The organism is Streptomyces sp. NPDC107522, assembly GCF_055657525.1.
Map to the genome: position 1 here is coordinate 438240 of NZ_JBVKAU010000003.1, position 24704 is coordinate 462943.

Here is a 24704-nt window from a genome sequence, read left to right on the forward strand (position 1 = left end):
TAGTGTGAGTCCGGTAAGCGAACCGTAAGGTTCCGCTTGGCGTGTCCGTGGGTGAAGCGCCGGACACTGCCGGTTGACAGCTTGTGTAGGGCCCACGTAGAAAGGGCCTAGCAAGTCCAATGTTTACACGCAGGGGGGCCACGATGCCGTTGACGGGAATGCTGAACACCGGCGGTGAGCAGTGGTCACAGGGCTTCGCCACGAAGTGCCTCTTCGTACGGGACAAGGAGGACGTGCCGCACGAAGCGAGCCTGCCTGATCTCTACGCGCTCGGCGAGGACAGCATCGGCCGATGGATTCTTGCGCGTAGCAAGTTTAACCTACCGACTGGTATGGAACTGGTCGGAGACTCCTCCGCCTGGGACCGTGCCCTGATCGTCCAGCCGGAAACCTCTCCCTCGGACATGCGTAAGGGCCTCGCCCTGGTGCAGCTCCTCGGTCTTGAGCCACTGGACGACGACGAGTGCGAGCCCGAACTCCTCGACGACGGATCAGTCCGGATGTGGCTGGTCCCGATCGCCCCCGAAGACCCGTTCGAAGCCGACGACATGGAGTCCATCGCTTGAAGTTCATAGACCTGACGCCCGCGCCTACCGTCCCCCGCGACGGATGGGACCGCCCCCTCGTCGTCCCGAAGCAGGGAGGTAAGCCGGTGGCCCTGACCCGCACCACGACGTTCATCGACTGCCTCGAAGACAAGAGCGCACTGTCCGACTGGAAGTCGCGTAACACCCTGATCGGGGCCGCCAAGCGCCCTGACCTCCTCGACGTGGTGAGGCAGCTCGACCCAGAGGACCCGACCGACAAGCGCAGGCTGAATCAGCTCGCCGAACAGGCGCAGGACATCGCCGGGGCCAACGTGAAGCGGGAGAAGGGCACCCACCTGCACACGCTGTCTGAGTACGTCGACCGTGGCGAGCCCCTGCCCGCCGGCACATCCGCAGTGGACCAACGCGACATGACCGCGTACCTGATGGAGACGATCGACTTCGAGGTCAGGGCCGTGGAGAAGTTCGTCGTCGTCCCCGAGCTGCGCACGGGCGGAACCTTCGACCGCACCCTCGAATACGCCGGGCCCGACCCGGACGGCAACCACATCGAGGGTCTGTTCATCGGCGACCTGAAGACGGGCTCCGTGAAGTACAGCGAGCTGAAGATGGCGATGCAGCTTGCCGTGTACTCGCGCGGCGAGTTCTACGACTACACCCGCTTCCCCGTGGATCGCGCGGACAAGAAGGCGTTCGCGGCCTGGAAGAAGCGTGAGGTGCCGGCGGAAGAAGCCGCGCAGGCGTACACGCCGCTGGCCGGGGTGTCGCAGAAGTGGGGCGTCATCATCAACCTGCCTGCGGGCTCCGGGGAGTGCACGCTCCACTGGGTCGACCTGGAGATCGGCTGGGCCGCCGCGCGCCTGGCCCTCGACATCCGCGCGACCCGCAGCGTGAAGGGCGCGATGCGCCCGTGGGTGAGTGGCGTCACAGATACGAAGGCTGCAAAACATCGGCCCGCGTGTTAAGTTTGGACCTAGAGAGAGGGAGTTGAAGTGAAAGCAGATCAGGCAGAACTCGTCACGTCCTACGCGGACGGAACGATCGGCGTCACCATCAAGTACGGCAAGGGCTACGAGGACACCTGGGCTGTCTTCCGTGGGACCGTGCCCCAGGTCCGTCAGCTGATCTGTGACTACTTCGGGTTCGAGTGTAAAGATGAGACCGGCCTCTCGCTGAGCGACCTCGTTGTCAACGCGACGAACCTCGCACACGGGAAGGGCAACGTCGCCTCGATCCTCGACGCTCGGATCATCTCCGAGACTCCCGCCCCGGCCCCGGAGAACGACCCGTGGGCGGCTGTCTCGGCCTCGAAGCCCGAGCAGACCACCGACAACAAGTCGGCCTGGATTCTGGGCGAGATCGAGAAGGCGCCCAGCCCCGACGAGCTGAAGAAGCTCTGGGCCGCCAACCAGGCCATGTTCGACGACCCCACCGTCATGTCCGCCTACAAGGCCCGCGGCCGGGCCATCAAGAACGGGTAGCGCCCGTGCCCGCCGTGATCCTCGCATTCGTCCTGGTCGTCTCCGCGCTGGGCTCCGTCATCACCCCGCGCCTTTCCGAGCCGACCCCCTACTACCGCAACGACAGCACCACCGAAGGAGAAACCGAGTGACCCTGAACTTCGTCGAGATCCCCACCGCTGGCGGCGGCTGGTTCAAGCCTGCCGATGTGAAGGACGCGGTGGCGTTCCTGATCGAGGTCAACTCGTACGAGTCCCAGCGGCCCACGCCGAACGGGCCGAAGGACTCCGCCCTCTGCGACATCACCATCTTCAAGGACCGCGAGAGCCTGGAGAAGCTCTCCCCCGAGATCAACAAGGGCACGCGGGTCGAACAGACCCTCCTCGCCCGTGACCTGGAGAAGGTCGTCGGCAACGCGACGATCGTCAAGCTGGACCAGGTTCCCCCGAAGCGGCCGGGCGCCCACCCCGCCTGGGTCTGGCGTCCGGTGAACGACGCCGGGGTCCGTCAGAAGGTCATCGAGTACGCCCAGGCACGCGAGGCCGCCGTGAACGCGGCCGTCGCCGAGGCTCCCGACTTCGACTGACACACGCGAGGAGCTGGGGGCCGGTCGCTGGCTGGCCCCCGCCTCGCGGGTCTGGAGGACCCGTGCCCCGTCCCGACTGGGACTGCTGGGCCATGAGCATCGCCGAGACCGTCGCGACCCGTGCCGACTGCACGCGGGCGCAGGTCGGTGCCGTGCTCCTGTCCCGTACGAACCGCGTCCTGAGCGTCGGCTACAACGGCCTGCCGGCGGGACTGCCCGGCTGCGCGACGGCCGCGAACTGCCCGCGAGGGCGGCTCTCGGTCGAGGAGTGCGCCCGCGACTCGGACTACTCGAACTGCGCGGCCGTCCATGCCGAGGCGAACGCCATCCATCACGCCGACCCCGCTCAGCTTCGGGGCTCGACCTTGTACGTCACCCGCAAGCCGTGCCCGGCCTGCCTGACCCTGATCCGCTCGGCGGGAATCCGCCGCGTCGTCCACAGAGAGGAGCCCGTCAGTGCTGACCCCCGCTAGGTCTCTCGCGCTTCATGCCGAGTCCGGCAAGGAACTGCCGAGGGTCGAGGCGTTCGAGGCCCTGTACGGCATGGGGTGCCGTCCGCGTCACGGCGAGGTCGTCATGATCGCGGGCCGAAGCGGCACGCAGAAGTCCGGCTTCGCCCTGTACTGGACGGCGCAGATGGCCTTGCCGACCCTGTACTTCTCCGCCGACATGAGCGCCTTCACCGCGTCCTCGCGGCTCGCGTCGATGATGACCGGCGACACGACGGAGATGGTCGAGGCGGGCATGGCGGCCGGGGGCCGTCACCGCATGGAGTACCTCAACTCCCTTTCCGGCCTGCCGTTCACGTTCAGCTTCGGCTCGCCGATCACCTGGAAGGCCATCGACGAGGAACTCGAAGCCTGGGTCGAACTGTGGGACTCGTACCCGGCCGTCTTCGTCTTCGACAACCTGATGGACTTCGAGGGCGCCGAGTCCGACTACACGGAGCAGATGTCCGTGATGAGCGGCCTCACCGAGCTTGCCCGAGCGACCGGCGCAACCGTGATCGTCCTGCATCACGCAAGTGACAAGAGCTGGGAAGCGAAGTCGGACCCGTGGGCCCCGCCCTCGCGCGATCAGGTGAAAGGTGGCCTCTCGGAGAAGCCCGAACTGAGCCTCTCCGTGGCGCTGGACCCGACCTCGCACGAGTATCGGGTCGCCGTGATCAAACAGCGCATGGGGCCGTGTGACCCCACGGCCAGGCGGTACGCGTCGATGCGGTGCCACCCCGAGGTGACGCGCTTCTCGAAGCTCGAACGCGCGGTGCCGGCGGCGACGCCCGCGAAGCCCTGGTCTCCCACAGATGCCCTGATCAAGTAGAAGGCGGTGTAAAGTTTGACCACGATCACGACGCGCAACCGGGCCAACAAGCGCAAGGGTGCCGACTGGGAGATCGAGTTGATGACGGGCCTCCGGTCGGTCGGCGAAGACGCCGAGCGCCTGCGACTTACCGGCGCAGAGGACGAGGGCGATCTCGCTATCCGCGAGGACGACGGCCTATTCACCATCATCGAAGCGAAGAACGCCAAGTTCGAGCCGGGCCCGTTCCTCGACGAGGCCGAGCGCGAGCGCCTGAACTTCGCCAAGCACCGAGGCATCGACCCTGATCGCGTGGAGTCGATCGTCGTCGTGAAGCGCCGTGGAAAGAACTGGCGGAAGGCGTTCGTCCTGACCACGGTCGAGGCGTACTTCGGTCTGGGCGACGCCGAGTGAACGCCATCACCTTCGAAGAGGCCAACGAGTACGAGCGCCTGGTCGACGAGCTGAACCGCTTCGACGTGGAGACGGCCGGGGCCGCAGGGCTGGAGTCCCTCGGCTACGACGACCGGAAGGGCTGGTTCGTCGGTAGGCGGTTGCCGTGAGGTTCCGCCGGATCGACAGCGACCACGAGGACCAGGAGCACGAGAAGCCCACGCTCGAAGCCGTCTTCGAGCACTACGACATCGACTTCAACTCGCACCGCGTCACGGGCATGACGGCGTGCCCGCTGCACGAGGACAACACCCCGTCCATGTCCTTCAACACGGACAAGGGCCTGTGGAAGTGCCACTCCTGCGGGAAGGGCGGTGACTCATTCACTCTGATCATGGAAAAGGAAGGCACTGACTTTGTCGGAGCACGAGCCCTTGCAGCCTCTCTCGCCTTCGCAACGCGAGATGCTGGAGGAGGCGACGGGCGCGTATCAGGCAGCTCTTACGCCGGGCGTCGCTCAGTATCTCCACGACCGGGGAATCGGCCGCGAGGAGGCGGTTACACACCGGCTTGGCGTCGTCGGTGACCACCCCTTCCCCGGCCATGAGCGCTTCCGCGGAATGCTCGCGATCCCGTACCTCGACCGCAACGGAAAGCCGCTGACCGTCCGGTTCCGCTGCCTCGAAGACCACGACCACAGGGCGCACTTCCACGGGAAGTACAACACGATCAAGGATGACCCGCCGCGCATGTACGGCATCGCCGACGTGCACCAGGCCGGGGACACCATCGACGTGACCGAGGGCGAACTCGACCGGATCATCCTGAAGAAGATCGGCCTTCACGCGGTCGCCATTCCCGGCGCCGCCCTCTGGCAGGGACGCCACAGGCGGATGCTCGCAGGCTTCAACCGCGTCCGCGTCTGGGGTGATCCGGACGACGCAGGAGCCGAGTTCACCGCCCGTATCTGCCGGGCCCTCCGTTCCGCCAAGGGCATGCGCCTGCGGGACGGGGATGTGACCGACACCTACATGCAGGGGGGCGCTCAGCCCCTTCTCGACCTGATCAAGGAGAACGAGCAGTGACCACGGCCCCGGCCAAGAAGACCGCCCCGCGCAAGGCGCCGGCACGAAAGGCCGATCCGCTCGCACCCGTCCTGGCGGAGGTCGGCGAGGCCGCCCGAGTGGTCGGCAACCTGCCTTCCAACCTCGTCGGCGGTCACCTCCCCTCGCGGGGTGCCGACAACTACCGCAACCGTGCGGAGGACTGGGCCTCCATCAATGAGGCCCGTGAGGACGCCGGGACTCTCGGCGTTGACGGCCTGGCCGTGCAGACCGCCTTCGCTGCCTTCGGCGGACGGACCCTCGACGAGATCCGCAGCGGCCTCGTCCGTCTGGCCTCGCTCGCCATGGCGGCTGTCGCTCAGATCGACCAGGAGGGGAAGTGAGCGAGGCACTGCCGGGCGAACCCGGCCCGACCCTCAAGCGCCTGTACGAGGAGCTGGAGCCGGACGTACGGGAGACCGTCGTCCTGCGACTTCTCGACCACGGCTCCTCGGCCGAGCGCCTGGCCCTCGTCCTCCGCAAGCACGGGCACACCGTGTCCGCTTCCACGATCCGCACGTACCGCCGCTCTCTCCGTGATGGGGTGTAAACTTTGGACCGTTCCGAGTTGCTGAACGACCTTCTCGCCACACCGACCGCCCCGGCCGTCCCCGGCCGTCAGGCCGACCCGGAGCGGGACTTCACCCGTCAGATCGAGGTCAACGGCGACTCTGCCGAGGTGACCGTGCGCGGCCCCGAGGGCATCGACCCCGAGTCGTCGGCAGCCGACGTGCTTCGCGCGCACCAGCTCGACCCCGCCGAGTGGGAGGTCACCGGCTTCCGGTCGAGCGAGTGGACCATGGCGAACGGTGAGACGGGCGTCTCCGCCCGCTTCTCCTTCGGCCGCCGCAAGCCGTGCACGGTTGCCGAGCGCCCGGACATCGACGAGCTTCTCCGCGTCTTCGACGAGGCCCCCGGCTTCGTCCAGGAAGACGAGCAGGGCGAGTTCACGTTCATCGTCGCCCTGGGCGACATGCAGTTCGGCAAGATCGACGGTGACGGGTACGAGGGCACGCTCAAGCGGGCAATGTCCTGCATCGACCAGGCGGCCGATCTCCTCGGCGAGTACCGCAAGCGGTTCGACATTGAGCACGTCCACCTTGCGTGGCTCGGCGATCACGTCGAGGGGTTCGTCAGTCAGGGCGGGGCGAACGTCTGGAGAACTCAGCTCACCCTCACCGAACAGATCCGCCTTACCCGCCGGCTGATGGCGTACGCGATCATCCGCTTCGCCTCCCTGGCCAACCGGCTGACAGTCGTCGCTGTCCCCGGCAACCACGGCGAGGCGGTCCGGCCGGGCGGCAAGGGCGTGACCCGGTACGACGACAGCCACGACACGGACGCCCTGATATCCGTCAGCGAGGCCCTGACCCTGGCGGGTGAGGAGTTCGCGCACGTCGAGGTGTACGTCCCCGACACAGACGAACTGACGGTCGTAGTCGAGTGCTCGGGCACGGTCGTTGCCCACGCTCACGGCCACCAGTGGAGGCCAGGCAAGCACTTCGAATGGTGGCGGGCGCAGGCGTTCGACAAGACGAGCGCGATGCACACCGCGGATCTGCTCCTCGCCGCCCACCTCCATCACGAGTTCGTGGACACGGACGGGCCGAGGACGTTCATCCAGATCCCGGCCATGGAGTCCGAGTCGACGTGGTGGCGGCACCTGAAGGGCACACGCGGGGCGCCCGGCCTGATGGTCATGGTCACGAAGGACGGCGCTGTGCCGGTGAAGGAAGTGGTCCGGTGACCGACGCACCGGACTGGAGATTCCTCTCCCTGCCCGAGGTCGTCGCCCTCGCCGGCAGAGCTGCCCGCCGCATCGCGGACGGCTACGAGGACACGCTGACGATGGAGTACGAGGACGCCCGGCAAGAGGCCCTGATCATCCTCGCGACGAAGACGGCCATGGTCAGCGAGTGCCTGTCCGATCCGAACCTCGGTCTCGGTGTGCTCTATCACCGCCTGGTGCTCGATCTCGTCGACCGCGTGAAGACGGAAGCCCGGCGCCGCATCCGGCACACCTCCTACGAGGCGGCCTGCGACGCGGCCGAGAAGGGGCGTGTGTGAGCGGGTACGACCGGCGGCTCGTCGAGCACCTGCTTCCGACCGTGTGGGACGTGGAAGCCGCGTACGGCATCCGCAACCCCACGGCCCCGGACGCGGACATGCCGAAGGGGACCGTCGACAAGAAGGCCGCGGGGACGCTGTTCGCCCATCTCGCCGACATCCGGCGCGGCTGGAAAACGGCGCCTCTGTCCCTGGGCGAGCGGCGGGCGCTGTTCATGCGCTTCGCCCTCGACTGGGACGACCGACGGATCGCAGCCCGCGAGGCGGTCACCGACCGGGCCATCCGCTACCGCCTTGAGCGCGGGGTCGGAAAGCTCGCCGCCCACCTCAACGGCACTGACTACATCGACAGTTACGACGAATTGGAGACCGCAGCGTGAGCGAGCCTCTGCCCGAGGAGCCCGTCGCCGAGGAGCCCGAGCCGGGCGTCGAGCCGCCCGCCGGCATGGGCGCGGAGGACTACGAGTTCTGGGACGACTCGACCCTGACCTACTACGAGCGCCGTGCGGACGGAGCGGTCATCGCCCGGCCCTACTCCGAGACTGAAGTCAACCAGCATCAGGACGAGTTGGCGCTCGACGACCTGCATGCGGAGGCCACGGGCGCGATCGAGTACCTCGACCAGCGGATCGACCTGAGCCTCGCCTTCCTGGCGCTGCCCGCACCGACCGGCGAGGAGACGGCGGCACAGATCAGAGTGCTGTCCGACCTCGCGGCATACAGCGCCGGAACTCTGAAGCGGCTGATCAAGGTGCTGTCCGTCATGTTGAACAAGCCGGTCTGACCTTGGCCGAGCTGCTGATCACCGCCAACACCACCGACCCGAAGGAGAACCCCATCACCACCCCTGCTGTCCCGTTCGGCCCCACTGGTCAGACCGTCTACGAGCGCACCTACAGCCGCACGAAGGCGGACGGTTCCCGCGAGACGTGGCCCGAGACGGTCCGCCGCGTCGTGGCCGGAAACCTCGGCCTCGTCTACGGCCCCGCCGAGGGCTGGAGCGAGGACGTACGGGCCGAGCATGACGAGCTGGTCGCCCTGATGGACCGCTTCGCCGTGCTGCCCGCAGGGCGACACCTGTGGGCGTCCGGCGTGAAGGGCAGGCAGTACCTCTTCAACTGCCACGTCAGCGGGTGGGGCGAGAAGCTCAGCCGCCATTACGAGTTCAGTTTCATGCGGCTCATGGAAGGCGGTGGCGTCGGCGCCAACTACAGCTCGAAGTACCTCCGCCCGTACGGCGCCCCGCGCCGGGCCCTGACCGTGCACATCGTGTGCGACCCCAGTCACCCCGACTACGAGGACATGCGGTCTGCCGGCGTCCTGTCCACGGCCTACGACTCCGACTGGGCTGGGGCCTTCGAGGTCGAGGACTCTCGCGAGGGTTGGGCGAACGCCCTGGTCGACCTGATCGACACCTTCATGACCGACGACGAGGTGAAGCACGGCGACCGCGTATACGACGTGTCGCGCGTGCGCGGGAAGGGCGCCCGGCTGAAGACGTTCGGGGGCGTCGCCTCGGGCCCGGCCCCGTTCGCCCGCATGATGCAGGAGATCGGCCGCATCCTGTCCGGCGCCGCCGACGAGGTGGGCGAGTGGGCGGTCGAGCCGTACATCACCCCGACCGAGGCCATGGAGATCGACCACGCCATCGCGGAGTGCGTCGTCTCGGGAGGCAACCGGCGCTCGGCCCGCATGGCGATCTGCTCGTGGGACGACGCGCACATCGAGGAGTTCCTCGCCTGCAAGGAGGACCCCTCGAAGCACTGGACCACGAACATCAGCGTGGAGATCGACCAGGACTTCATCGACTACCTGTCCGGCGAGAAGCACGACGACTTCGGCCCCGGCGGGAACGAGCTGGCTTACATGGTCCACCGCAAGGTCGTCGCCGGGATGCTGAAGAACGGCGAGCCCGGCTACTGGAACTCGACCTACTCCAATGTAGGCGAGGTTGGTACAGTGGTTGCTACAAATCCGTGTGGCGAAATTGCGCTCCTGAGCTGGGAAAACTGCAACTTGGGGCACGTCAACCTCGACGCGTTCGTGGTCGACGGCCACGCCGCTTACGACGAGACGGGGCTCAAGCGGGCTCACGAGCTGATGACCCGCTTCCTGATACGCGCGACGTACGGCGACGTGAACGACGCCGAGCAGGCCGAGCGCCTGGCCGCACAGCGCCGCATCGGCGTCGGCCACCTGGGCGTGCAAGGGTTCCTCGCCAAGCAGGGCATCCGCTACAGCGAAGCGCCGGCACACACCCGCTTCCGACTGTTGCTGGGCCGCCTGAAGAGGGCCGTCCGCCAGGCCGCCCGCGACTACGCCTTCGAGCTGCGCATCGCGGAGCCCGTGAAGACGACGACCGTCGCGCCGACCGGCACCATAGCCAAGCTCCCCGGCGTGACCGAGGGCATCCATCCCGTCTACGCCCGCACCTTCCTGCGACGCGTGCGGTTCTCGATGGCTGACCCGGACCAGGCCGCCAGGGTCGCCGCCTTCGAGTTCGAGGGGTACAAGGTCGAGCCCTGCGTCTACGACCCCAGCGGGAACACGATGGTCGTCGAGTTCCCCACGCTGGACAAGCTCGTCGCCGAGGTCGAGGAGCGCGGCTATCCGGCGGACCTGGTGGAGTCGGCGGACGAGCTGTCCCTCGACGAGATGCTCGCCTTCCAGGCGATGTACCAGGCCGAGTACGCGGACAACGCGGTGAGCTTCACGGCGAACGTGCCCGAGGGCCTCGACCTCGACGAGACGGCGGACGTGATCGAGAAGTGGCTGCCCCACCTGAAGGGGACCACGGTCATGGTCGACGGGACCAGGCCGCAGGCTCCGTACGAGCGGATCAGCCGCGACCAGTTCGACGAGTACGAGTCCTACCGGATCGAGGATTCGACCGACGAGGAGTGCTCGACCGGCGCTTGCCCGATCAGGTAACTGCCGTGCGTAGAAGCTGAGTTGGGCCCCTTTCGAGGGGCCCTTCTGGCGTTTCCGCAGGTAGAATGCCTACATGACGTTCAAGATGACGTGGGCGCTGGTCGCCGAGCACGCAAACGAGTGGACCGGCAGCGACTTCCGCGAGGCGGCTACGGTCCTCGACGAGAAGATCGAGGCGGCCGTCTCTACGAGCGGCATGGCCCCTGAGGCGCAGGCCCACTTCCGCGAGACGTTCCTCGCCCCCGTCCGGGACGGCATCGCCGTTGCCGGGAAGGCCGCAGTCGAGGCCGGTCGGGACTGGAGCGAGGCCGCGGGTCCTCTTCTCGTCGCCCTGACCCCGGCCGCGTAAGGCCAAGTCCGGCGGCCCTGGCAAGTTCCGGCAAGTTTCTCGACGCCCTAGCCCCGCTTCGTGCAGGATCAGGCACAGAGGGCGACACCGGCCTCGTGAGGAGGGCATCATGGCACTGCGTATGCTCGGCAAGGACCCGAACAGCCCCAACGGCAACTCGCCCACCGTGTACGTGGACGAGGAGACGGACAGGTACCTCGTGCAAGGGTTCAAGGTTCTGGACGAGGAGCGACTCGCCCAGATGGACATCCCCGAGCACGAAACGGTGGTGGAGATCCCTCGGTACATGGTGGGGTACTTCCTGCCCAGCGACAGGAACCCGACCACCGCTGTCCCCGACCCGGAGGAGAAGAAGGGTGCCGGCCCCAACGTTTGAGGAGCTGTTCCGCGACTGCCATAGGACTGCCGTCCATCTGGAGTCGCGCGACGCCTACATGAAGTCGGACCCCGTCTTCATCGACTGGCAGGCCGGTCAGACGATCGACCCGGCCGAACGCTGGGGCCCCTGGCTCTCCATCGTCTCGGAGGCTGTGTCACGAGGAGTCGAGGTACGGCGAGCGCGAATCGTCTCCGTTCCCGTAAGCGAGTACATTCGCTTCGAGTACGACGTGACAGCGGGGTTGAATATCGCGGCGGGTGAAGATGTACGTTGGCTCTCGCGGCGAAATGCGACGGGCCTGTCCCTGCCGGGAAATGACTTCTGGGTTTTCGACTCCAGCCTTGTGTACGTGAACCATTTCGATGGAGAGGGCGAACCCACAGAGCCGGAACTCACAGAGGACCCGGAGATCGTAAAGCTCTGCGGAGCCGCTTTCGAGGCCGTCTGGAGCGTAGCCACGCCCCACGCAGAGTTCGAACCACACTGAAACTTCGCATAGGATCGCCACCGCAAAATGGAACCGGCATCTTCGAGCGTCCAGGAAGCCCGCAAGTCGCTCGGACGACGCCTTGGTGAAATCCGAAAGTCGGCCGGGCTCACAAAGAGAGCCCTGGCCCAAGAACTCGGATGGCACGAGTCGAAGGCATCGCGCTTCGAGAGCGGCACACGTGCGCCCTCGGAGCGCGATCTTCGTGCGTGGTGCCACGCATGCGGGGCGGACGATCAGGCCGAAGACCTGGTTTCGACAGCCCAGGGCATCGAAGGCATGTACGTCGAGTGGCGCGAGATGGAGCGCGACGGCCTCACCTATGCTCAGCGGTCTGCCCTACCGCTCTGGGAGCGCACTCAGCGCTTCCGCTTTTACTCGCCGTGGCTGATTCCCGGCCCCGTACAGACCGCCTCGTACATCAAGGCGCTGCTGACTTCCATTCGCGACCACCGGGGCCTCGCCGACGACATCGACTCCGCGGTTGAAGTCCGCGTTGAGAAGCAGAAGATCGTCTACCGGAATCACCAGTTCTCCATCCTGCTGGAAGAGGACGCCCTCTACCATCGCGTCGGCGGGCCGGCAGTCCTGGCCGGACAGCTCGGGTACCTGCTCACCGTCATGGCTCTGCCCACAGTGAGTATCGGAATCATCCCGCGAGATATCGAGCGGCCTTTCATGCCCGTCGAGGGGTTCTTCCTCTTCGACGATCACACTGTGAACGTCGAACTGGTTTCCGCCCATCTGACTGTCGTGCAAAGGCATGAGGTCGCCATGTACGCCGAGACCTTCACGGCATTGGCTGATCTCTCCGTCACTGGGCACGACGCACGCGACATCATCACCAGGGCCATCAATTCACTCGACTGAGTCTGGCAAGTATGGGCACACTCCTGGAGTTCTGCTCGCTGCCCCTCCTACCGTTATGCGCACGGTTCCAAAACGTGCCTGGGAGGGACGTGATGGCATTGGCAAGTCCGGGCAAGTCGGAGGTACTTGCGGACGAATTCGAGGACGACGGCGACCCCATTAGCGTGGCGGAAGCATCCTCGCTGAGCGAGACCGTTCTCGCGTTCCGCCTGGGCACGACGACGCGCGAGCAGTTGGACCGCTACTTGCCGCGACTTGCCAGCGAATTGAGCGGTCTCCTCGACACGGACTTGGGCGCCCAGGAGGACGGCGACGTACAGCGAATCGTCCGTGAGGCGAGGAAGCTGATTGAACTCCCGAACCGGCCGACCAGCGAGACGCCGACGTTCGGAACGTTCATCTACCTCCGCGATGTCGCCACCCTGTTGCGCCGGCTGCTGTGGATCTACACCGCGCGGAACGGACTGGGGGCGCCGTGACGGTCAGAGAAGACCAGATCGTCCGGGAGCTGTCCCACTACATCGCCAAATACCCTGAAGAACAGATGGCGTTGATGCCGGTCTACGACGCCGCCGTGGACCACTCGCGGCGCGGTGCCTGCACCCACGACCAGCGCTGCCCGGTTGTAGTGACGGGGGCCGTCGTCGTGAACGAGGAGGGCAGCGTCCTCTGCCTGCGGAACGGGAACGGCTACGCGCTCGCCGAGGCCCAGCCGGAAGAGGAGGACGACACCCTCAGCGGTGCGGCCCTGCGCCTGCTGGCCGAACAGATCGGCATACGCGACGTGTGGACGCATCCCGGCTCTGAGGGCGCCTTCCTGGTCGACGTGACGAGGCCGGGCAAGCACAGCTACGGGCCTCGCCTCCGTGTCGGTATCCGGTACCTGTTCCGCGCCCACTCCGGTGCAGTCTTCCCTTCGATGATCGACATGGGCGCAGCGGCCTGGATGCCCCTCGCCGAAATCGGTATCGAGGCCGTCCGCAGGCGTGTGGAGTGCCACCTGATCGGAATCCAGTGAGCCCCCGCAACCAACAACTCGCCTATGTCGCAAGCCTTTTGGCGCTTGGCGGCGCCATCCTGCTCGGAATCTGGAGGGGTTGAATGCAGTACGTGCACAGGGGTGCCAAGGCGACGCACGACGAGCCGCCCCCTCCGCCGGTCGGAACGGTCCCAACGCACAGGCCGCCGTCTGATGTCCGCGTGGGCGACTTCATCCTCCTCGACGGCCAGTACCAGCGAATACAGGACATGAGGTCCGCCGGCACCGCATCGGCCCGCGTCCTGCACTTCGCCGGACGCGCCCCCTGGACCATGCGCGAGGCGCGGACCACCTACCGGCCCATCGACTACCGCTGATCTCAGCCCCCTCGGGCCCGCACGACCTCTCTCACCCTCTCGACGCGAGGAGCTTTGGCATGCGCTTTCGCAAGATTCACGGAGCGGGCAACGACTTCGTACTCTTCACGGACCCCGGCCCGAAGGACGACACGGCCTGGGCCAAAGCGGCGGAGCAACTGTGCGCCAGGCGTACCGGTGTGGGTGCGGATGGCCTGGTCGTCAGCCGTCCCGCCGACGATGACCCCACCATGCTCGAAGTCCAGTGCTTCAACGCAGACGGGTCGGTCGCCACGATGTGTGGCAACGCGCTGCGGTGCGCGGCCTGGGCAGCCCACCACGACGGCGGCCTCGGGACGGCGAACGCTCGGAAGCTCCGCATGGCGGGCGTCGTGCACGAGGCCGTCATCGAAACGGACTCCGTATGGGTCACGGCCGAGGTTCGGGCGATCGAGCCCCGTCGCTTACAAACCGTCATCAACGGCCAGCCGACATGGTTCGACAGCGTGCACACCGGGACCGAACACGTCGTCGCCGTCGTGAACGACGTGGACGCCATCAACACGGAACTCGTAGGCCGGATCGTCCGGCACCACGAACGCGTCGCGCCCATCGGGACCAACGTCAACTTCGTCCAGCACCTCGGCGGCCAAGCGCTGAAGATCCGCACGTACGAGCGCGGAGTCGAGGCAGAGACCCTCTCCTGCGGCAGCGGAGCTGTCGCCGCAGTCGTCATCGCCACCATGCGCGGCCTCGTCGGCAAGCGCGAGGTCACGGTGCACAACCAGGCCGGTGAGCCTCTCACCGTCCGCCCGCACGAGCGCCATCCGAACCGGACCGCATGGGTTGGCGGGCCGGTCACCTACACCTTCGAAGGGGTACTCGCATGACCCTCTTTCTCGATTCCAGCTCGGACCAGGCCGTACACGTGGCCGCCGAGGCGCTCCGCGCGTGGGGCCGGAGCCGCAAGGGCCTCGGCGTCGCCCTCATCTACGGGCCTGTGTCCGCCGAGGACCGGCTCTACCACTCGAAGTGCCCCGTCGAGCAGCGGTCTGTCACTGCCCTGGGCGAGGCGCTGGAAGAGATCGGCGCGAAGTGGAAGGTGCTGGACCCCACCGAGCCCGACTTCATTCAGGAGCTGTCTGGGCACGACGTGGCCCTCTCCAACCTCCACGGCCCCTACGGTGAGGACGGCCGGTTGCAGGGCCTGCTCGACTACCTGCGCGTGCCCTACTGCGGCAGCGGGGTCCAGGCATCCGCGGTGGCCGCAGACAAGATCCTCTGCAAGCGGGTGATGCTGACCCTCGGCGTCCCGACGCCCGGCTGGCGCGTCTGGTCCGGCGGTCCGGCGAACTGGGGCGGGCAGACCGTCATGGTGAAGCCGCCCTTCGGCGGGTCCAGTGTCGGCATGAGCCTCGTCCGTGAGGCAGAGGAGCTACCCCGCGCCCTCGCGGACGCTGCCGGCGCAGAGGGTGACGAGGTGCTGATCGAGGACTACGTGATCGGCACTCCGGTGACCGTGGGACTGCTGGAGCTGCCGGGCGGGTCCGTCGTCGTCTTCCCGCCGCTGACCACCGAGGCGACCGAAGCCGAGTTCTACGACGCCGACACCAAGCTCGACATGGACTCCAAGGGGACGGTGAACGTCCGCGTCGCCGAGCTGGAGCCCGTCACGTTGAGCAGGATCACCAGGGACGCGCGGACACTGTGGGACGGGATGGGGCTGCGCGGCTCCGCCCGTATCGACTTCATCGTCACGGAGGACGGCGACGCCTTCGTGCTGGAGGTCAACACCACACCGGGCATGTCCCGTGACAGCAACTTCACGGTCGGGGCGGCGATGGTCGGGCTCACGCACACGGACGTCGTGCTGGCGATGCTTCACGAGGCCCTGGCCCGGCCGCCGTACGATGTCCCCCTGCCCACTCCCGTGTTCTCCAGCACCACACTGACGCGGGAGGCTGCCGTCTCGCCGTAGGAGCCTGCCGCTGTGCCGCGCGTCCACGATGTCCCCCTGTGCCGACAGCTCATCGAACCCGCCGAGTGGGATCTACACGGCGGCTGGGCACTGGGAGACAGGATCGAATGGTCCAACCGGGCGTGCGGCCTGGCGTCGCTGAGAGCGATCCTGCTCGCCTACGGGCGCGAAGCGCCCACGGTGACTGAACTCCTGAAGCTCGCGGTCAAGCACGAGGTTCTGACCCCGCGTGGAGCCCTTCACGCGGGGATCGCGAGCATGGCGGCCGACCTCGGAGTGTCAGCGACCGCAGAGCCGGTACCGGCTGACGACCTGCTCGGCCGCCTCTGCGATGCCCCACTCATCGCCTCCGTGACCGAGCAGTTCCCTGACGATGGACGCAAGGGCGGACACCTCGTCATCCTTCACGGCTACGAGGACGGCCCCGACCCGACGATCCTCTTCCGAGACCCGTCGAGGTGGGGCCAGACGCACGATCGCGTCCCCTTCAGCCGCCTGTCCTGCTCGTACACAGGCCGCGCAATCACCTTCGAACCCCTGAAGACCAACGGAGACTCTTGATGCCCGAGGCAGACGGCGACACGGCCGAGACGGCTGCCGGCCGGACGATCGCTGTACTCGGCGAGATGCTGGAGCTAGGTGACGAGGCGGTAGACGCCCACCGCGAGATCGGGCGCTTCGCAGCCGAGGTCGGCGTCGATCTCGTCGTGGCGGTCGGCGGAGACCTCGCCAAGCAGCTCGCGCTCGCAGCAGGCGACGCGGGCGTGCCCGAGGTTGCGATCGTGGGCGACACCAAGACGGCTGCCGCCTACCTCCACTCCGTCGTGCAGCCGGGCGACACGGTTCTCGTCAAGGCATCGCGCGGCGGCCAGCTCTGGCAGATCGCCCAGTCCCTCTCCGGCCAGACCGTCACGAACCTGTCCGGCCAACCTGTGGACTGAGGCCGGGCCCGATCCGCTAACTCGCCAGGGTGAACGGCGACTCGGCGTCCTCCGGCCGCGCCGCCGGGGCGGGGTCAACGCGCTGCGTCTCTGGCTCGGACGGCGCGGGCTGGGTGGTATCCACGACGGTATCGACAATCTCGCCGATGGCGGCCTGAGACACGTCCTGCGGGTCGCTCACGATGACAGGTTCGGTTGCGGCAATCACCTTGTCCGTGCTCGGGTCCGTGAGTGTGACGGCGACCATGCACGGGGGCGCTTCGGGGGACTCCTCGACCGGAGCGACCACCTCAGCCGTCACCGTTATCGACTCGGACACCTGCGCGGTCGCCGTGACCTGAAGGGCTTCCACGTCCGCGTCGTGGTCCACGTCGAGCGTGTAGACCCTGTACTCGGGCTCGGTGCCCGGCAGGCTGATGTCGGCCATGAAGGAGCGGAAGGGCGCGAGACCGTCCGGCAGGCTCTTGACCGCGTCCTCGATCGAGTCGGGGACGATGTCCTTCACTGCGCCCTTCACAGTGTCTTTGACGCCCTTCTTCTTGGGCTGGTCCTGCTTCGCGCCCTCACCGGTCACCGCGGCCTTCTTGCCCGGCTCGGCCTTGCTGCCCTTGGGGGCCGGGGCAGTCTTCTTGGACCCTTCCTTCTGGGCGGCCTTCTTGTTGCCCAGGCTCGCGGCGGCAACGTAGCTCTCGGCGCTGGGGGCTTCGTCTCCATCGCTCGCAGCGGTGAACGTGGCATCTTCGGCGGGCGTGAGGTGTCGGTACACCTCTCCGCCGATAAGGACATACGCCCCCTCGTCGTCGCCGCCGTCCTCGTCCCCGTGCTCGAAGCCGTAGGCGAGTTCGTGGGCCTCTTCCTTCGTCATGCCTCGGCTCTGGGCCTCGCGCATGATGGCCTTCCGCTGTTCCGGGGTGAAGTCCACTCCGGCGATGCCTCCGCGCCCGTCAAAGAAGGTCGGGAGGTAGCCGTCGCTCTCGGAAGGCGCGGAGGCGCTGTTTCCAGCACTTCGGGAGGCTTCCTGACCTCCTTCGGCCTGCGAGCCCTCTGCGGCCGTGTCAGAGGTGCTGTGGCCCGCACGGTGCCTCTTGTCGGCCGAGGCGTCATCGTTGACATCAGTCAATGCAAGGGTGCCGCCGTAGACCACCATCGCACCGAGCATGCCCCAGCTCAGCATGGCCGTTCTTCGTTGCGGTTCACCCTTTGCTGGGATCGCGAGAAGACGCTGAACAGGCTTGCGGTGGCGCATGGCGGTGCCCCCCTCTTTGCGGAACCTAAGAGTCCAGTTATTAGAACATGGGAACGTACGTTCGAGCTGAGGGGGTATGTAAAGACAAATGATCATCATCCCGTGAGGGCCTTCAGCTCATGCCGGCGGATGATGCGAGCCGACCCCCAGGGCTCCCCCTATCCCTCGGTAGCCGCTCGCTCAAAGTCAGCACCAAGTCAGCACGGAAGGGGTTCCGAGGGGTGATGAGAGGTGCTTCCAGGTCAGCACCAAGTCAGCACGGGAACGAAAAGGGGGCCCACCCCCGAAGGGATGGACCCCATCTGACCTGCATGTTTGCAAGATCAGCAGTGCCGTGCTATGCGACCCGTCACACGTTGAAGCGGAACTCCACCACGTCCCCGTCCTGCATCACATAGTCCTTGCCCTCCATGCGCGCCTTCCCCTTCGCGCGGGCCTCCGCGACCGAGCCGGTCTCCACCAGGTCGGCGAAGGAGATGACCTCGGCCTTGATGAAGCCCTTCTGGAAGTCGGTGTGGATGACGCCGGCGGCCTCGGGGGCGGTGGCGCCCTTCTTGATGGTCCAGGCGCGGGATTCCTTGGGGCCGGCCGTCAGGTAGGTCTGCAGGCCGAGGGTGTTGAAGCCGACGCGGGCGAGGGTGGCGAGGCCCGGCTCGTCCTGGCCGACGGACTGCAGGAGCTCGAGGGCCTCGTCCTCGTCGAGCTCGGCGAGGTCGGCCTCGAGCTTGGCGTTGAGGAAGATCGCCTCGGCGGGGGCGACCAGGGCACGCTGCTCGTTCTTGAAGTCCTCGTCGATCAGCTCGTCCTCGTCGACGTTGAAGACGTAGAGGAAGGGCTTGGTGGTGAGGAGGTGCAGGTCGTGCAGGAGCTCGTTGCGCTCGGTGCCCTGGACGATGCCGTGCGCGAAGAGCGTGTCGCCCTTCTCCAGGATCTCCTTGGCCTCCTCGACGGCCTTGACCTTCGGCGCGACGTCCTTCTTGATCCGCGACTCCTTCTGGAGGCGGGGCAGGACCTTCTCGATGGTCTGGAGGTCGGCGAGGATCAGCTCGGTGTTGATCGTCTCGATGTCGTCCTTGGGCGAGACCTTGCCGTCGACGTGGACGACGTTCTCGTCCTTGAAGGCGCGGATGACCTGGCAGATCGCGTCGGACTCACGGATGTTCGCGAGGAACTTGTTGCCCAGGCCCTCGCCCTCGGAGGCGCCGCGCACGATGCCCGCGATGTCGACGAAGTCGACGGTCGCCGGGAGGACGCGCTGCGAGGAGAAGATCTCGGCCAGTTTGGTGAGGCGTGCGTCGGGGACGCCCACGACGCCGACGTTCGGCTCGATCGTGGCGAACGGGTAGTTGGCCGCCAGCACGTCGTTCTTGGTCAGGGCGTTGAACAGGGTCGACTTGCCGACATTCGGCAGACCGACGATTCCGATCGTGAGCGACACGTTGCGACTTCCCGTACGTGAGAGGACTTCAGGGGCTGGGCTGGGGCCCGGTCCTTCTTCGATCTTCGATGCAGATCGATCTTCGATGCAGATGCACGGGCCGATCCACCAGTCTACGGCGTGCCGGACCCGGCCCCGGCGTCGTGTCGAACACCTGGCCAAGGTCCGCCCCCAGGCGTGTCTGAGGGCTGATTCGGCACATAAGCCGACCTAAGTTGGTCCAGTGGAACAACACAGGGCGCGGGCCGGCGGGTACGAATCGCGACGCGGTACGTCACCGCCGTTGCCGCCGCAGGCGGCGCGGGGTGGGGGCGCCGCGGCGCGGAATGAGGGTGGTTTCCCAGGGGGTGAGGGTGGTTTCCCACGGAGAGAGGGCGGTTTCCCGCGAGGCGGGGACAGAGCGGTGAGGGGGGAAGGGGGGTTCGCGAGGAAAGGGAACGGTTCCGCTCGGTCGGCCCGAGCCGGCCGATCCGCTCGGTCTCCCCGCGCCGGCCGTTCCGACCAGCCCGTACGCTCCACCCGGCCCGGCCCCCAGCGCCGCCCGGGAACGGCTCCGGCCGCAGCAGCCGTACGACGCCCGGGACCGCCCCCGCCGCCGCGGGCGGTGGCCCGGTTCCCCAACCCCCGGCTCACCGGCCTGGGCAGTGGCCTGTTCTGCGGTGCCGTGATGATCCTGCTCGGCTACCTCGACGCGCTGCTCTTCGACGCGTCGCTCACGGTGTACAGCGTGCTGTTCCTGCCGGTGTGTGTGCTGACCGCGGTGTGGGTGCGCAGGGGTGACCTGCTGACGGCGCCGGTGGTCGTACCGATCGCGTTCGCCGTGGGACTGGTTCCGGTGGCGGACGACGGCGGGGGCTTCGGCGGTCACCTGATGGGGCTCTTCACCGCCCTCGCCACACAGGCCGGGTGGCTGTACGGGGGAACGCTGGTCGCCGGTCTCATCGTGACCGTGCGAAAGGTCCGCGTGCTGGCCCGCAGGGCGGCGGCCCGCCGCCGGTCGCTGTGACCGTCGGCCGGGACAGGCCCTAGCGGTCCTTCTCCGCCGCCCGCATCGCCGCCCCCACGATCCCCGCGTTGTTCTGCAGCTGGGCCGGGACGATCTCCGCCTTGATGCCCTCGATGTGGTGCAGGAACTTGTGGGACTTGCGGCTCACCCCGCCGCCGATGATGAACAGCTCCGGGGAGAACAGCATCTCGACATGGGCGAGGTACTTCTGGACGCGATGGGCCCAGTGCTCCCACGTCAGTTCCTCGTCCTCCTTGGCCTTGCTGGAGGCGCGCTTCTCGGCGTCGTGGCCGTGGAGTTCGAGGTGGCCCAGCTCGGTGTTGGGGACCAGGGCGCCGTCGATGAACAGCGCGCTGCCGATGCCCGTGCCGAACGTGAGCAGGATCACGGTGCCGCGGCGGTCGCGGCCCGCGCCGAAGTGCATCTCGGCGACGCCGGCCGCGTCCGCGTCGTTGACCACCGTCACCGGGAGGCCGCCGAGGCGTTCGCTGAACAACGCGCGCGCGTCGGTGTCGATCCAGCTCTTGTCGACGTTCGCCGCCGTACGGATCGTGGATCCGTCGGTGACGACGCCGGGGAAGGTGAGCCCGACGGCCCCCGTCCAGCCGTAGTGCTCGACGACCTGCCGCACACCGTCGGCCACCCCGTCGGGCGTGGCCGGGTGCGGAGTGAGCACTTTGAAGCGCTCCTGGGCGAGGTCGCCCCTGTCCAGGTCCACCGGGGCGCCCTTGATCCCGGATCCACCGATGTCCACGCCGAAGATCTGCATGGCCCTACGTTACGACGGAGGACTGACAGTCACTCCCGCGCGTCACCGGAGTCCGTGCGCTCGGCGATCAGTGCCGCCGCCTCCTCGCGCAGGTCCCGGCGCAGTTCCTTCGGCAGGGAGAACGTGATGGACTCCTCGGCCGCCTTGACGAGCTCGACGTCGCCGTAGCCGCGCGCACCGAGCCACTCCAGGACCTCCTCGACGAGGACCTCCGGGACGGAGGCGCCGGAGGTGACGCCCACCGTCGTCACGCCCTCCAGCCAGGCCTCGTCGATCTCGCTCGCGAAGTCCACGAGGTAGGCCTCGCGCGCGCCGGCCAGCTTGGCGACCTCGACCAGGCGCTTGGAGTTGGAGGAGTTGCGGGAGCCGACCACGATGACCAGCTCGGCCTCGGCGCCCATCTGCTTCACCGCGAGCTGGCGGTTCTGCGTGGCGTAGCAGATGTCGTCGCTGGGCGGGGAGATGAGCTGCGGGAACTTCTCCTTGAGGGCGTCGACGGTCTCCATGGTCTCGTCGACGGAGAGGGTGGTCTGCGACAGCCACACGACCTTCGACGGGTCGCGGACCTCGACCTTGGCGACGTCCTTCGGACCGTCGACGAGCTGGATGTGGTCCGGGGCCTCGCCGGACGTGCCGATGACCTCTTCGTGGCCCTCGTGCCCGATCAGGAGGATGTCGTAGTCCTCCTTGGCGAAGCGGACGGCTTCCTTGTGGACCTTGGTGACCAGCGGGCAGGTTGCGTCGATGGTGGCGAGCCTGCCGCGCTCGGCTTCTTCGTGGACGGTCGGGGCGACGCCGTGCGCCGAGAACATGACGATGTTCCCCGGCGGGACCTCCTCCGTCTGCTCGACGAAGATGGCGCCCTTCCTCTCCAGGGTCTGCACGACGTACTTGTTGTGGACGATCTCGTGCCGGACGTACACCGGAGCGCCGTACTGCTCCAGGGCTTTCTCGACGGCGATCACGGCGCGGTCCACGCCCGCGCAGTAGCCACGGGGGGCGGCGAGCAGGACACGGCGGCCAGGCGAAGCAGTCATGCACCCCATCGTAAGGGTGCGTTCGCGGGTCGGAGATCGACCTCACCCACGACCTCGCCTCGTCCGCACCCGTCGTTTCCCACCCCTCACAACCCACCGTCGGTCTCCTCACCAACCCGTCACCCACGCGCCGCGTGTTGTCGGTGGCGGCCGTTACGCTCGGCGCATGGCTGTGAACACGTCGCCCGAATCGCCCCTGCCCGTCGGTGAGGTGTCGCGGCTCATCGGGGGGTGGATCGACCGGCTCGGGGCGATCTGGGTCGAGGGGCAGATCACGCAGCTGTCGCGGCGGCCCGGTGCCGGCGTCGTGTTCCTGACGTTGCGGGATCCGTCGTACGACATCTCCGTGAGCGTGACGGCGTACCGGCAGGTGTTCGACGCCGTGGCCGACGTGGTGAGCGAGGGCGCCCGGGTCGTCGTACTGGCCAAGCCGGAGTGGTACGCCCCGCGCGGCCAGCTCTCCCTGCGCGCCGCCGAGATAAGGCCGGTCGGCGTCGGCGAGCTGCTGGCCCGGCTGGAGATGCTGAAGAAGGCCCTCGCCGCCGAGGGGCTCTTCGCGCCGGAGCGGAAGAAGCCGCTGCCCTTCCTCCCCCAGCTGATCGGCCTCGTCTGCGGACGGGCCTCCGCCGCCGAGCGGGACGTGCTGGAGAACGCCCGCCACCGCTGGCCCGCCGTCCGCTTCGAGGTGCGCAACGTCCCCGTGCAGGGCGTGCACGCCGTGCCGCAGGTCGTGCAGGCGGTCAAGGAGCTCGACGAGATCGACGACGTGGATGTGATCATCGTCGCCCGTGGGGGTGGGAGCGTCGAGGACCTGCTGCCCTTCTCCGACGAGCAGCTGGTCCGTGCCGTCGCCTCGTGTCGTACGCCCGTCGTGTCCGCGATCGGGCACGAACCGGACAATCCCCTGCTCGACCACGTCGCCGATCTGCGTGCCTCCACCCCCACCGACGCCGCCAAGAAGGTCGTACCGGACGTCGGCGAGGAGTACGAGCGCGTACGGCTGCTGCGCGACCGCGCCCGGCGGTGCGTGGAGGCGTTCGTCGAGCGGGAGGAGCGCGGGCTCGCGCACGCCCTCGCGCGGCCCTCGATAGAGGATCCGCACCGGATGATCGACGAGCGGGCCGATCATGTCGCCTCGCTCCTCGACCGCGGTCGCCGCTGCCTCGGCCACCACCTCGACCGGGCCGAGTCGGAGCTGACGCACACGCACGCGCGCGTGGTGGCGCTCTCCCCCGCGGCGACCCTGAAACGGGGATATGCGGTGCTGCAGAAGGCCGACGGGCACGTGGTCCGTGACCCGGGTGAGGTGACGGCGGACGAGGCGCTGCGGGCGCGGGTCGCCGAGGGTGAGTTCTCCGTACGGGTCGACGCACACGTCGACGCACAGGCCGATGCATAGGGTGGGCGAATGACCAGCAAGGTGGAAGAGGCACTGGGCTACGAGCAGGCCCGGGACGAGCTGATCGAGGTCGTACGGCGGCTGGAGGCGGGCGGTACGACGCTGGAGGAGTCCCTCGCGCTGTGGGAGCGGGGCGAGGAGCTGGCCAAGGTGTGCCGGCGCTGGCTGGAGGGTGCGCGGGCACGCCTGGACGCGGCGCTCGCCGAGGAGGCCGAGGCCGAGCAGGACGGCGAGGGAGAGTCGTAGGCGAAGGCGGCGACGGGGGTCGTGAACGCGGGCGGGACTGTGAAGCGGATCACCAGAACCCGCCATTGGTTGAAACTTGAACTTGACTTGCGTACCGTCGATGCCGAAACCGGTCCCCGGTCCGTTTACGCCGACGCACAACCCGAGAAGGTTCACGCATGTCTCTCGTCCTTGACCCCGCCGCCCAGGACCTGCTGTTCCGCGAGGCCCGCACCGCGAACTCCTTCACCGACGAGCCGGTGACCGAGGAGCAGGTCCAGGCGATCTACGACCTGGTCAAGTACGGCCCCACCGCCTTCAACCAGACCCCCCTGCGCATCACCCTGGTCCGCTCCGCCGAGGCCCGTGAGCGTCTGGTGCAGCACATGGCCGAGGGCAACCAGGCCAAGACCGCCGCCGCCCCGCTGGTCGCGATCCTCGCCGCGGACAACGAGTTCCACGAGGAGCTGCCGCACCTCTTCCCGGCCTTCCCGCAGGCGAAGGACCTCTTCTTCAGCGAGCGCGCTGCCCGTGAGAACGCCGCCGGCATGAACGCCGCCCTCCAGGCCGCGTACTTCATCGTCGGCGTCCGCGCCGCCGGGCTGGCCGCCGGCCCGATGACCGGGTTCGACTTCGAGGGCGTCCGCAAGGAGTTCCTGGACGACGACCACACCCCGCTGATGGTCGTCAACATCGGCAAGCCGGGCCCCGACGCCTGGTACCCGCGCTCCCCGCGCCTGGAGTTCGACCAGGTCGTCACCACGGTCTGACGGACCCGCGCACAGCGAAGGCCCCCGGTGGGAACACCGGGGGCCTTCGTCATGTCTCTGCGGTCACCGTCCCCGCGGTCCCCGTCCC

The 24704-nt window shown here is 67.6% G+C and carries 37 protein-coding genes; 33 read left to right on the top strand and 4 right to left on the bottom strand.

From position 1 onward, the window contains the following. Nucleotides 1-158: 158 nt before the first annotated feature. The 29 genes from ACZ7L6_RS12070 to ACZ7L6_RS12210 all read left to right on the top strand — a co-directional run bounded on the left by ACZ7L6_RS12070 (nt 159) and on the right by ACZ7L6_RS12210 (nt 16726). Nucleotides 159-566, top strand: a complete 408-nt coding sequence (locus ACZ7L6_RS12070) for a hypothetical protein (RefSeq protein ID WP_471922587.1) — start codon at nt 159-161, stop codon at nt 564-566. After that, complete coding sequence (locus ACZ7L6_RS12075; RefSeq protein WP_471922589.1) at nt 563-1513, top strand: hypothetical protein; 951 nt, start codon at nt 563-565, stop codon at nt 1511-1513. The genes ACZ7L6_RS12070 and ACZ7L6_RS12075 overlap by 4 nt, the downstream gene beginning before the upstream one ends. Nucleotides 1514-1540: 27 nt before the next feature. Further along, the gene (locus ACZ7L6_RS12080; RefSeq protein WP_471922592.1) at nt 1541-2029 is read left to right on the top strand and encodes a hypothetical protein; all 489 of its coding nucleotides are present in this window, start codon (nt 1541-1543) and stop codon (nt 2027-2029) included. Between the two features lie 5 nt (nt 2030-2034). Then, nucleotides 2035-2160: a hypothetical protein gene (locus tag ACZ7L6_RS12085; protein WP_471922594.1), complete on the top strand. Its 126-nt coding sequence runs from the start codon at nt 2035-2037 to the stop codon at nt 2158-2160. After that, entirely contained in the window at nt 2157-2594 is a 438-nt protein-coding gene (locus ACZ7L6_RS12090; protein WP_471922597.1) for a hypothetical protein, read from the top strand. Before ACZ7L6_RS12085 ends, ACZ7L6_RS12090 begins: the two co-directional genes overlap by 4 nt. Nucleotides 2595-2656: 62 nt before the next feature. After that, nucleotides 2657-3067 (top strand): deoxycytidylate deaminase, encoded by a 411-nt coding sequence (locus tag ACZ7L6_RS12095; RefSeq protein WP_471922599.1) that lies wholly within the window; start codon nt 2657-2659, stop codon nt 3065-3067. Then, nucleotides 3051-3914 carry an AAA family ATPase gene (locus ACZ7L6_RS12100; RefSeq protein ID WP_471922601.1) on the top strand — a complete coding sequence of 288 codons (864 nt, stop codon included), beginning with the start codon at nt 3051-3053 and terminating at the stop codon, nt 3912-3914. Before ACZ7L6_RS12095 ends, ACZ7L6_RS12100 begins: the two co-directional genes overlap by 17 nt. A 15-nt stretch (nt 3915-3929) precedes the next feature. After that, a complete protein-coding gene (locus ACZ7L6_RS12105) occupies nt 3930-4307 on the top strand; it encodes a hypothetical protein (RefSeq protein WP_471922604.1) in 378 nt (125 codons plus the stop codon). Beyond that, on the top strand, nt 4304-4456 hold the full coding sequence (locus tag ACZ7L6_RS12110; RefSeq protein WP_471922607.1) for a hypothetical protein: 153 nt from the start codon (nt 4304-4306) through the stop codon (nt 4454-4456). The genes ACZ7L6_RS12105 and ACZ7L6_RS12110 overlap by 4 nt, the downstream gene beginning before the upstream one ends. A 110-nt stretch (nt 4457-4566) precedes the next feature. Further along, nucleotides 4567-4872 (top strand): CHC2 zinc finger domain-containing protein, encoded by a 306-nt coding sequence (locus tag ACZ7L6_RS12115; RefSeq protein WP_471923377.1) that lies wholly within the window; start codon nt 4567-4569, stop codon nt 4870-4872. Beyond that, nucleotides 4754-5371: a toprim domain-containing protein gene (locus tag ACZ7L6_RS12120; protein WP_471923379.1), complete on the top strand. Its 618-nt coding sequence runs from the start codon at nt 4754-4756 to the stop codon at nt 5369-5371. Before ACZ7L6_RS12115 ends, ACZ7L6_RS12120 begins: the two co-directional genes overlap by 119 nt. Then, entirely contained in the window at nt 5368-5733 is a 366-nt protein-coding gene (locus tag ACZ7L6_RS12125) for a hypothetical protein (RefSeq protein ID WP_471922610.1), read from the top strand. Before ACZ7L6_RS12120 ends, ACZ7L6_RS12125 begins: the two co-directional genes overlap by 4 nt. Further along, nucleotides 5730-5939, top strand: a complete 210-nt coding sequence (locus ACZ7L6_RS12130) for a hypothetical protein (RefSeq protein WP_471922612.1) — start codon at nt 5730-5732, stop codon at nt 5937-5939. The genes ACZ7L6_RS12125 and ACZ7L6_RS12130 overlap by 4 nt, the downstream gene beginning before the upstream one ends. A gap of 18 nt (nt 5940-5957) precedes the next feature. Continuing rightward, nucleotides 5958-7136 carry a hypothetical protein gene (locus ACZ7L6_RS12135; RefSeq protein ID WP_471922614.1) on the top strand — a complete coding sequence of 393 codons (1179 nt, stop codon included), beginning with the start codon at nt 5958-5960 and terminating at the stop codon, nt 7134-7136. Next, nucleotides 7133-7456: a hypothetical protein gene (locus ACZ7L6_RS12140; RefSeq protein ID WP_471922616.1), complete on the top strand. Its 324-nt coding sequence runs from the start codon at nt 7133-7135 to the stop codon at nt 7454-7456. Before ACZ7L6_RS12135 ends, ACZ7L6_RS12140 begins: the two co-directional genes overlap by 4 nt. After that, nucleotides 7453-7836, top strand: coding sequence for a hypothetical protein (locus tag ACZ7L6_RS12145; protein WP_471922619.1), 384 nt, complete (start codon nt 7453-7455; stop codon nt 7834-7836). Before ACZ7L6_RS12140 ends, ACZ7L6_RS12145 begins: the two co-directional genes overlap by 4 nt. Continuing rightward, on the top strand, nt 7833-8240 hold the full coding sequence (locus ACZ7L6_RS12150; RefSeq protein WP_471922622.1) for a hypothetical protein: 408 nt from the start codon (nt 7833-7835) through the stop codon (nt 8238-8240). Before ACZ7L6_RS12145 ends, ACZ7L6_RS12150 begins: the two co-directional genes overlap by 4 nt. 2 nt (nt 8241-8242) lie before the next feature. Further along, on the top strand, nt 8243-10387 hold the full coding sequence (gene nrdJ, locus ACZ7L6_RS12155) for a ribonucleoside-triphosphate reductase, adenosylcobalamin-dependent (protein ID WP_471922625.1): 2145 nt from the start codon (nt 8243-8245) through the stop codon (nt 10385-10387). A 73-nt stretch (nt 10388-10460) separates the two neighbouring features. Further along, a complete protein-coding gene (locus ACZ7L6_RS12160) occupies nt 10461-10736 on the top strand; it encodes a hypothetical protein (RefSeq protein ID WP_471922629.1) in 276 nt (91 codons plus the stop codon). A 109-nt stretch (nt 10737-10845) separates the two neighbouring features. Continuing rightward, nucleotides 10846-11112, top strand: coding sequence for a hypothetical protein (locus ACZ7L6_RS12165; RefSeq protein WP_471922632.1), 267 nt, complete (start codon nt 10846-10848; stop codon nt 11110-11112). Then, nucleotides 11093-11602, top strand: coding sequence for a DUF6879 family protein (locus tag ACZ7L6_RS12170; RefSeq protein ID WP_471922634.1), 510 nt, complete (start codon nt 11093-11095; stop codon nt 11600-11602). The genes ACZ7L6_RS12165 and ACZ7L6_RS12170 overlap by 20 nt, the downstream gene beginning before the upstream one ends. A gap of 27 nt (nt 11603-11629) precedes the next feature. After that, a complete protein-coding gene (locus ACZ7L6_RS12175; protein ID WP_471922637.1) occupies nt 11630-12472 on the top strand; it encodes a helix-turn-helix domain-containing protein in 843 nt (280 codons plus the stop codon). Nucleotides 12473-12564: 92 nt separating this feature from the next. Further along, entirely contained in the window at nt 12565-12951 is a 387-nt protein-coding gene (locus tag ACZ7L6_RS12180; RefSeq protein WP_471922641.1) for a hypothetical protein, read from the top strand. Further along, complete coding sequence (locus tag ACZ7L6_RS12185; RefSeq protein ID WP_471922644.1) at nt 12948-13490, top strand: NUDIX hydrolase; 543 nt, start codon at nt 12948-12950, stop codon at nt 13488-13490. The genes ACZ7L6_RS12180 and ACZ7L6_RS12185 overlap by 4 nt, the downstream gene beginning before the upstream one ends. A 182-nt stretch (nt 13491-13672) precedes the next feature. Further along, the gene (locus ACZ7L6_RS12190; protein ID WP_471922646.1) at nt 13673-13828 is read left to right on the top strand and encodes a hypothetical protein; all 156 of its coding nucleotides are present in this window, start codon (nt 13673-13675) and stop codon (nt 13826-13828) included. A 59-nt stretch (nt 13829-13887) separates the two neighbouring features. After that, nucleotides 13888-14697, top strand: coding sequence for a diaminopimelate epimerase (gene dapF / locus ACZ7L6_RS12195; protein WP_471922648.1), 810 nt, complete (start codon nt 13888-13890; stop codon nt 14695-14697). Continuing rightward, on the top strand, nt 14694-15785 hold the full coding sequence (locus ACZ7L6_RS12200; protein ID WP_471922651.1) for a D-alanine--D-alanine ligase family protein: 1092 nt from the start codon (nt 14694-14696) through the stop codon (nt 15783-15785). Before dapF ends, ACZ7L6_RS12200 begins: the two co-directional genes overlap by 4 nt. Nucleotides 15786-15797: 12 nt before the next feature. Further along, complete coding sequence (locus ACZ7L6_RS12205) at nt 15798-16346, top strand: C39 family peptidase (protein ID WP_471922653.1); 549 nt, start codon at nt 15798-15800, stop codon at nt 16344-16346. Then, nucleotides 16346-16726 carry a glutamate ligase domain-containing protein gene (locus ACZ7L6_RS12210; protein ID WP_471922655.1) on the top strand — a complete coding sequence of 127 codons (381 nt, stop codon included), beginning with the start codon at nt 16346-16348 and terminating at the stop codon, nt 16724-16726. The genes ACZ7L6_RS12205 and ACZ7L6_RS12210 overlap by 1 nt, the downstream gene beginning before the upstream one ends. Before the next feature lie 16 nt (nt 16727-16742). Here the strand turns inward: ACZ7L6_RS12210 and ACZ7L6_RS12215 are convergent, their stop codons facing one another. Both ACZ7L6_RS12215 and ychF read right to left on the bottom strand, forming a co-directional pair. Then, nucleotides 16743-17972, bottom strand: a complete 1230-nt coding sequence (locus ACZ7L6_RS12215; protein ID WP_471922657.1) for a hypothetical protein — start codon at nt 17970-17972, stop codon at nt 16743-16745. 349 nt (nt 17973-18321) lie between these two features. Beyond that, nucleotides 18322-19410 (bottom strand): redox-regulated ATPase YchF, encoded by a 1089-nt coding sequence (gene ychF, locus ACZ7L6_RS12220; RefSeq protein WP_471922659.1) that lies wholly within the window; start codon nt 19408-19410, stop codon nt 18322-18324. Between the two features lie 604 nt (nt 19411-20014). On the opposite strand from ychF, the gene ACZ7L6_RS12225 reads away from it, so the two are divergent. Beyond that, entirely contained in the window at nt 20015-20416 is a 402-nt protein-coding gene (locus ACZ7L6_RS12225) for a DUF6542 domain-containing protein (RefSeq protein ID WP_471922661.1), read from the top strand. A gap of 19 nt (nt 20417-20435) precedes the next feature. Here the strand turns inward: ACZ7L6_RS12225 and ppgK are convergent, their stop codons facing one another. Further along, nucleotides 20436-21185, bottom strand: coding sequence for a polyphosphate--glucose phosphotransferase (ppgK, locus tag ACZ7L6_RS12230; RefSeq protein WP_471922663.1), 750 nt, complete (start codon nt 21183-21185; stop codon nt 20436-20438). Between the two features lie 29 nt (nt 21186-21214). Beyond that, nucleotides 21215-22222 carry a 4-hydroxy-3-methylbut-2-enyl diphosphate reductase gene (locus tag ACZ7L6_RS12235; RefSeq protein WP_471922665.1) on the bottom strand — a complete coding sequence of 336 codons (1008 nt, stop codon included), beginning with the start codon at nt 22220-22222 and terminating at the stop codon, nt 21215-21217. 166 nt (nt 22223-22388) lie between these two features. On the opposite strand from ACZ7L6_RS12235, the gene xseA reads away from it, so the two are divergent. From xseA to ACZ7L6_RS12250, 3 genes are all read left to right on the top strand, one after another. Next, nucleotides 22389-23621 (top strand): exodeoxyribonuclease VII large subunit, encoded by a 1233-nt coding sequence (gene xseA, locus ACZ7L6_RS12240; protein ID WP_471922667.1) that lies wholly within the window; start codon nt 22389-22391, stop codon nt 23619-23621. Nucleotides 23622-23630: 9 nt separating this feature from the next. Further along, nucleotides 23631-23867 (top strand): exodeoxyribonuclease VII small subunit, encoded by a 237-nt coding sequence (locus ACZ7L6_RS12245; protein ID WP_471922669.1) that lies wholly within the window; start codon nt 23631-23633, stop codon nt 23865-23867. A 158-nt stretch (nt 23868-24025) separates the two neighbouring features. Next, nucleotides 24026-24616 carry a malonic semialdehyde reductase gene (locus tag ACZ7L6_RS12250; RefSeq protein ID WP_471922671.1) on the top strand — a complete coding sequence of 197 codons (591 nt, stop codon included), beginning with the start codon at nt 24026-24028 and terminating at the stop codon, nt 24614-24616. Nucleotides 24617-24704 lie beyond the last annotated feature (88 nt).

What these genes read in the sequence shown, in the direction of transcription:
- ACZ7L6_RS12070 (WP_471922587.1), top strand. Translation starts at nt 159, where the DNA reads ATGCTGAACACCGGCGGTGAGCAGTGGTCACAGGGCTTCGCCACGAAG.
- ACZ7L6_RS12115 (WP_471923377.1), top strand. Translation starts at nt 4,567, where the DNA reads ATGACGGCGTGCCCGCTGCACGAGGACAACACCCCGTCCATGTCCTTC.
- ACZ7L6_RS12160 (WP_471922629.1), top strand. Translation starts at nt 10,461, where the DNA reads ATGACGTTCAAGATGACGTGGGCGCTGGTCGCCGAGCACGCAAACGAG.
- ACZ7L6_RS12165 (WP_471922632.1), top strand. Translation starts at nt 10,846, where the DNA reads ATGGCACTGCGTATGCTCGGCAAGGACCCGAACAGCCCCAACGGCAAC.
- ACZ7L6_RS12175 (WP_471922637.1), top strand. Translation starts at nt 11,630, where the DNA reads ATGGAACCGGCATCTTCGAGCGTCCAGGAAGCCCGCAAGTCGCTCGGA.
- ACZ7L6_RS12180 (WP_471922641.1), top strand. Translation starts at nt 12,565, where the DNA reads ATGGCATTGGCAAGTCCGGGCAAGTCGGAGGTACTTGCGGACGAATTC.
- dapF (WP_471922648.1), top strand. Translation starts at nt 13,888, where the DNA reads ATGCGCTTTCGCAAGATTCACGGAGCGGGCAACGACTTCGTACTCTTC.
- ACZ7L6_RS12200 (WP_471922651.1), top strand. Translation starts at nt 14,694, where the DNA reads ATGACCCTCTTTCTCGATTCCAGCTCGGACCAGGCCGTACACGTGGCC.
- ACZ7L6_RS12210 (WP_471922655.1), top strand. Translation starts at nt 16,346, where the DNA reads ATGCCCGAGGCAGACGGCGACACGGCCGAGACGGCTGCCGGCCGGACG.
- ACZ7L6_RS12215 (WP_471922657.1), bottom strand. Translation starts at nt 17,972, where the DNA reads ATGCGCCACCGCAAGCCTGTTCAGCGTCTTCTCGCGATCCCAGCAAAG.
- ppgK (WP_471922663.1), bottom strand. Translation starts at nt 21,185, where the DNA reads ATGCAGATCTTCGGCGTGGACATCGGTGGATCCGGGATCAAGGGCGCC.
- ACZ7L6_RS12235 (WP_471922665.1), bottom strand. Translation starts at nt 22,222, where the DNA reads ATGACTGCTTCGCCTGGCCGCCGTGTCCTGCTCGCCGCCCCCCGTGGC.
- xseA (WP_471922667.1), top strand. Translation starts at nt 22,389, where the DNA reads ATGGCTGTGAACACGTCGCCCGAATCGCCCCTGCCCGTCGGTGAGGTG.
- ACZ7L6_RS12245 (WP_471922669.1), top strand. Translation starts at nt 23,631, where the DNA reads ATGACCAGCAAGGTGGAAGAGGCACTGGGCTACGAGCAGGCCCGGGAC.
- ACZ7L6_RS12250 (WP_471922671.1), top strand. Translation starts at nt 24,026, where the DNA reads ATGTCTCTCGTCCTTGACCCCGCCGCCCAGGACCTGCTGTTCCGCGAG.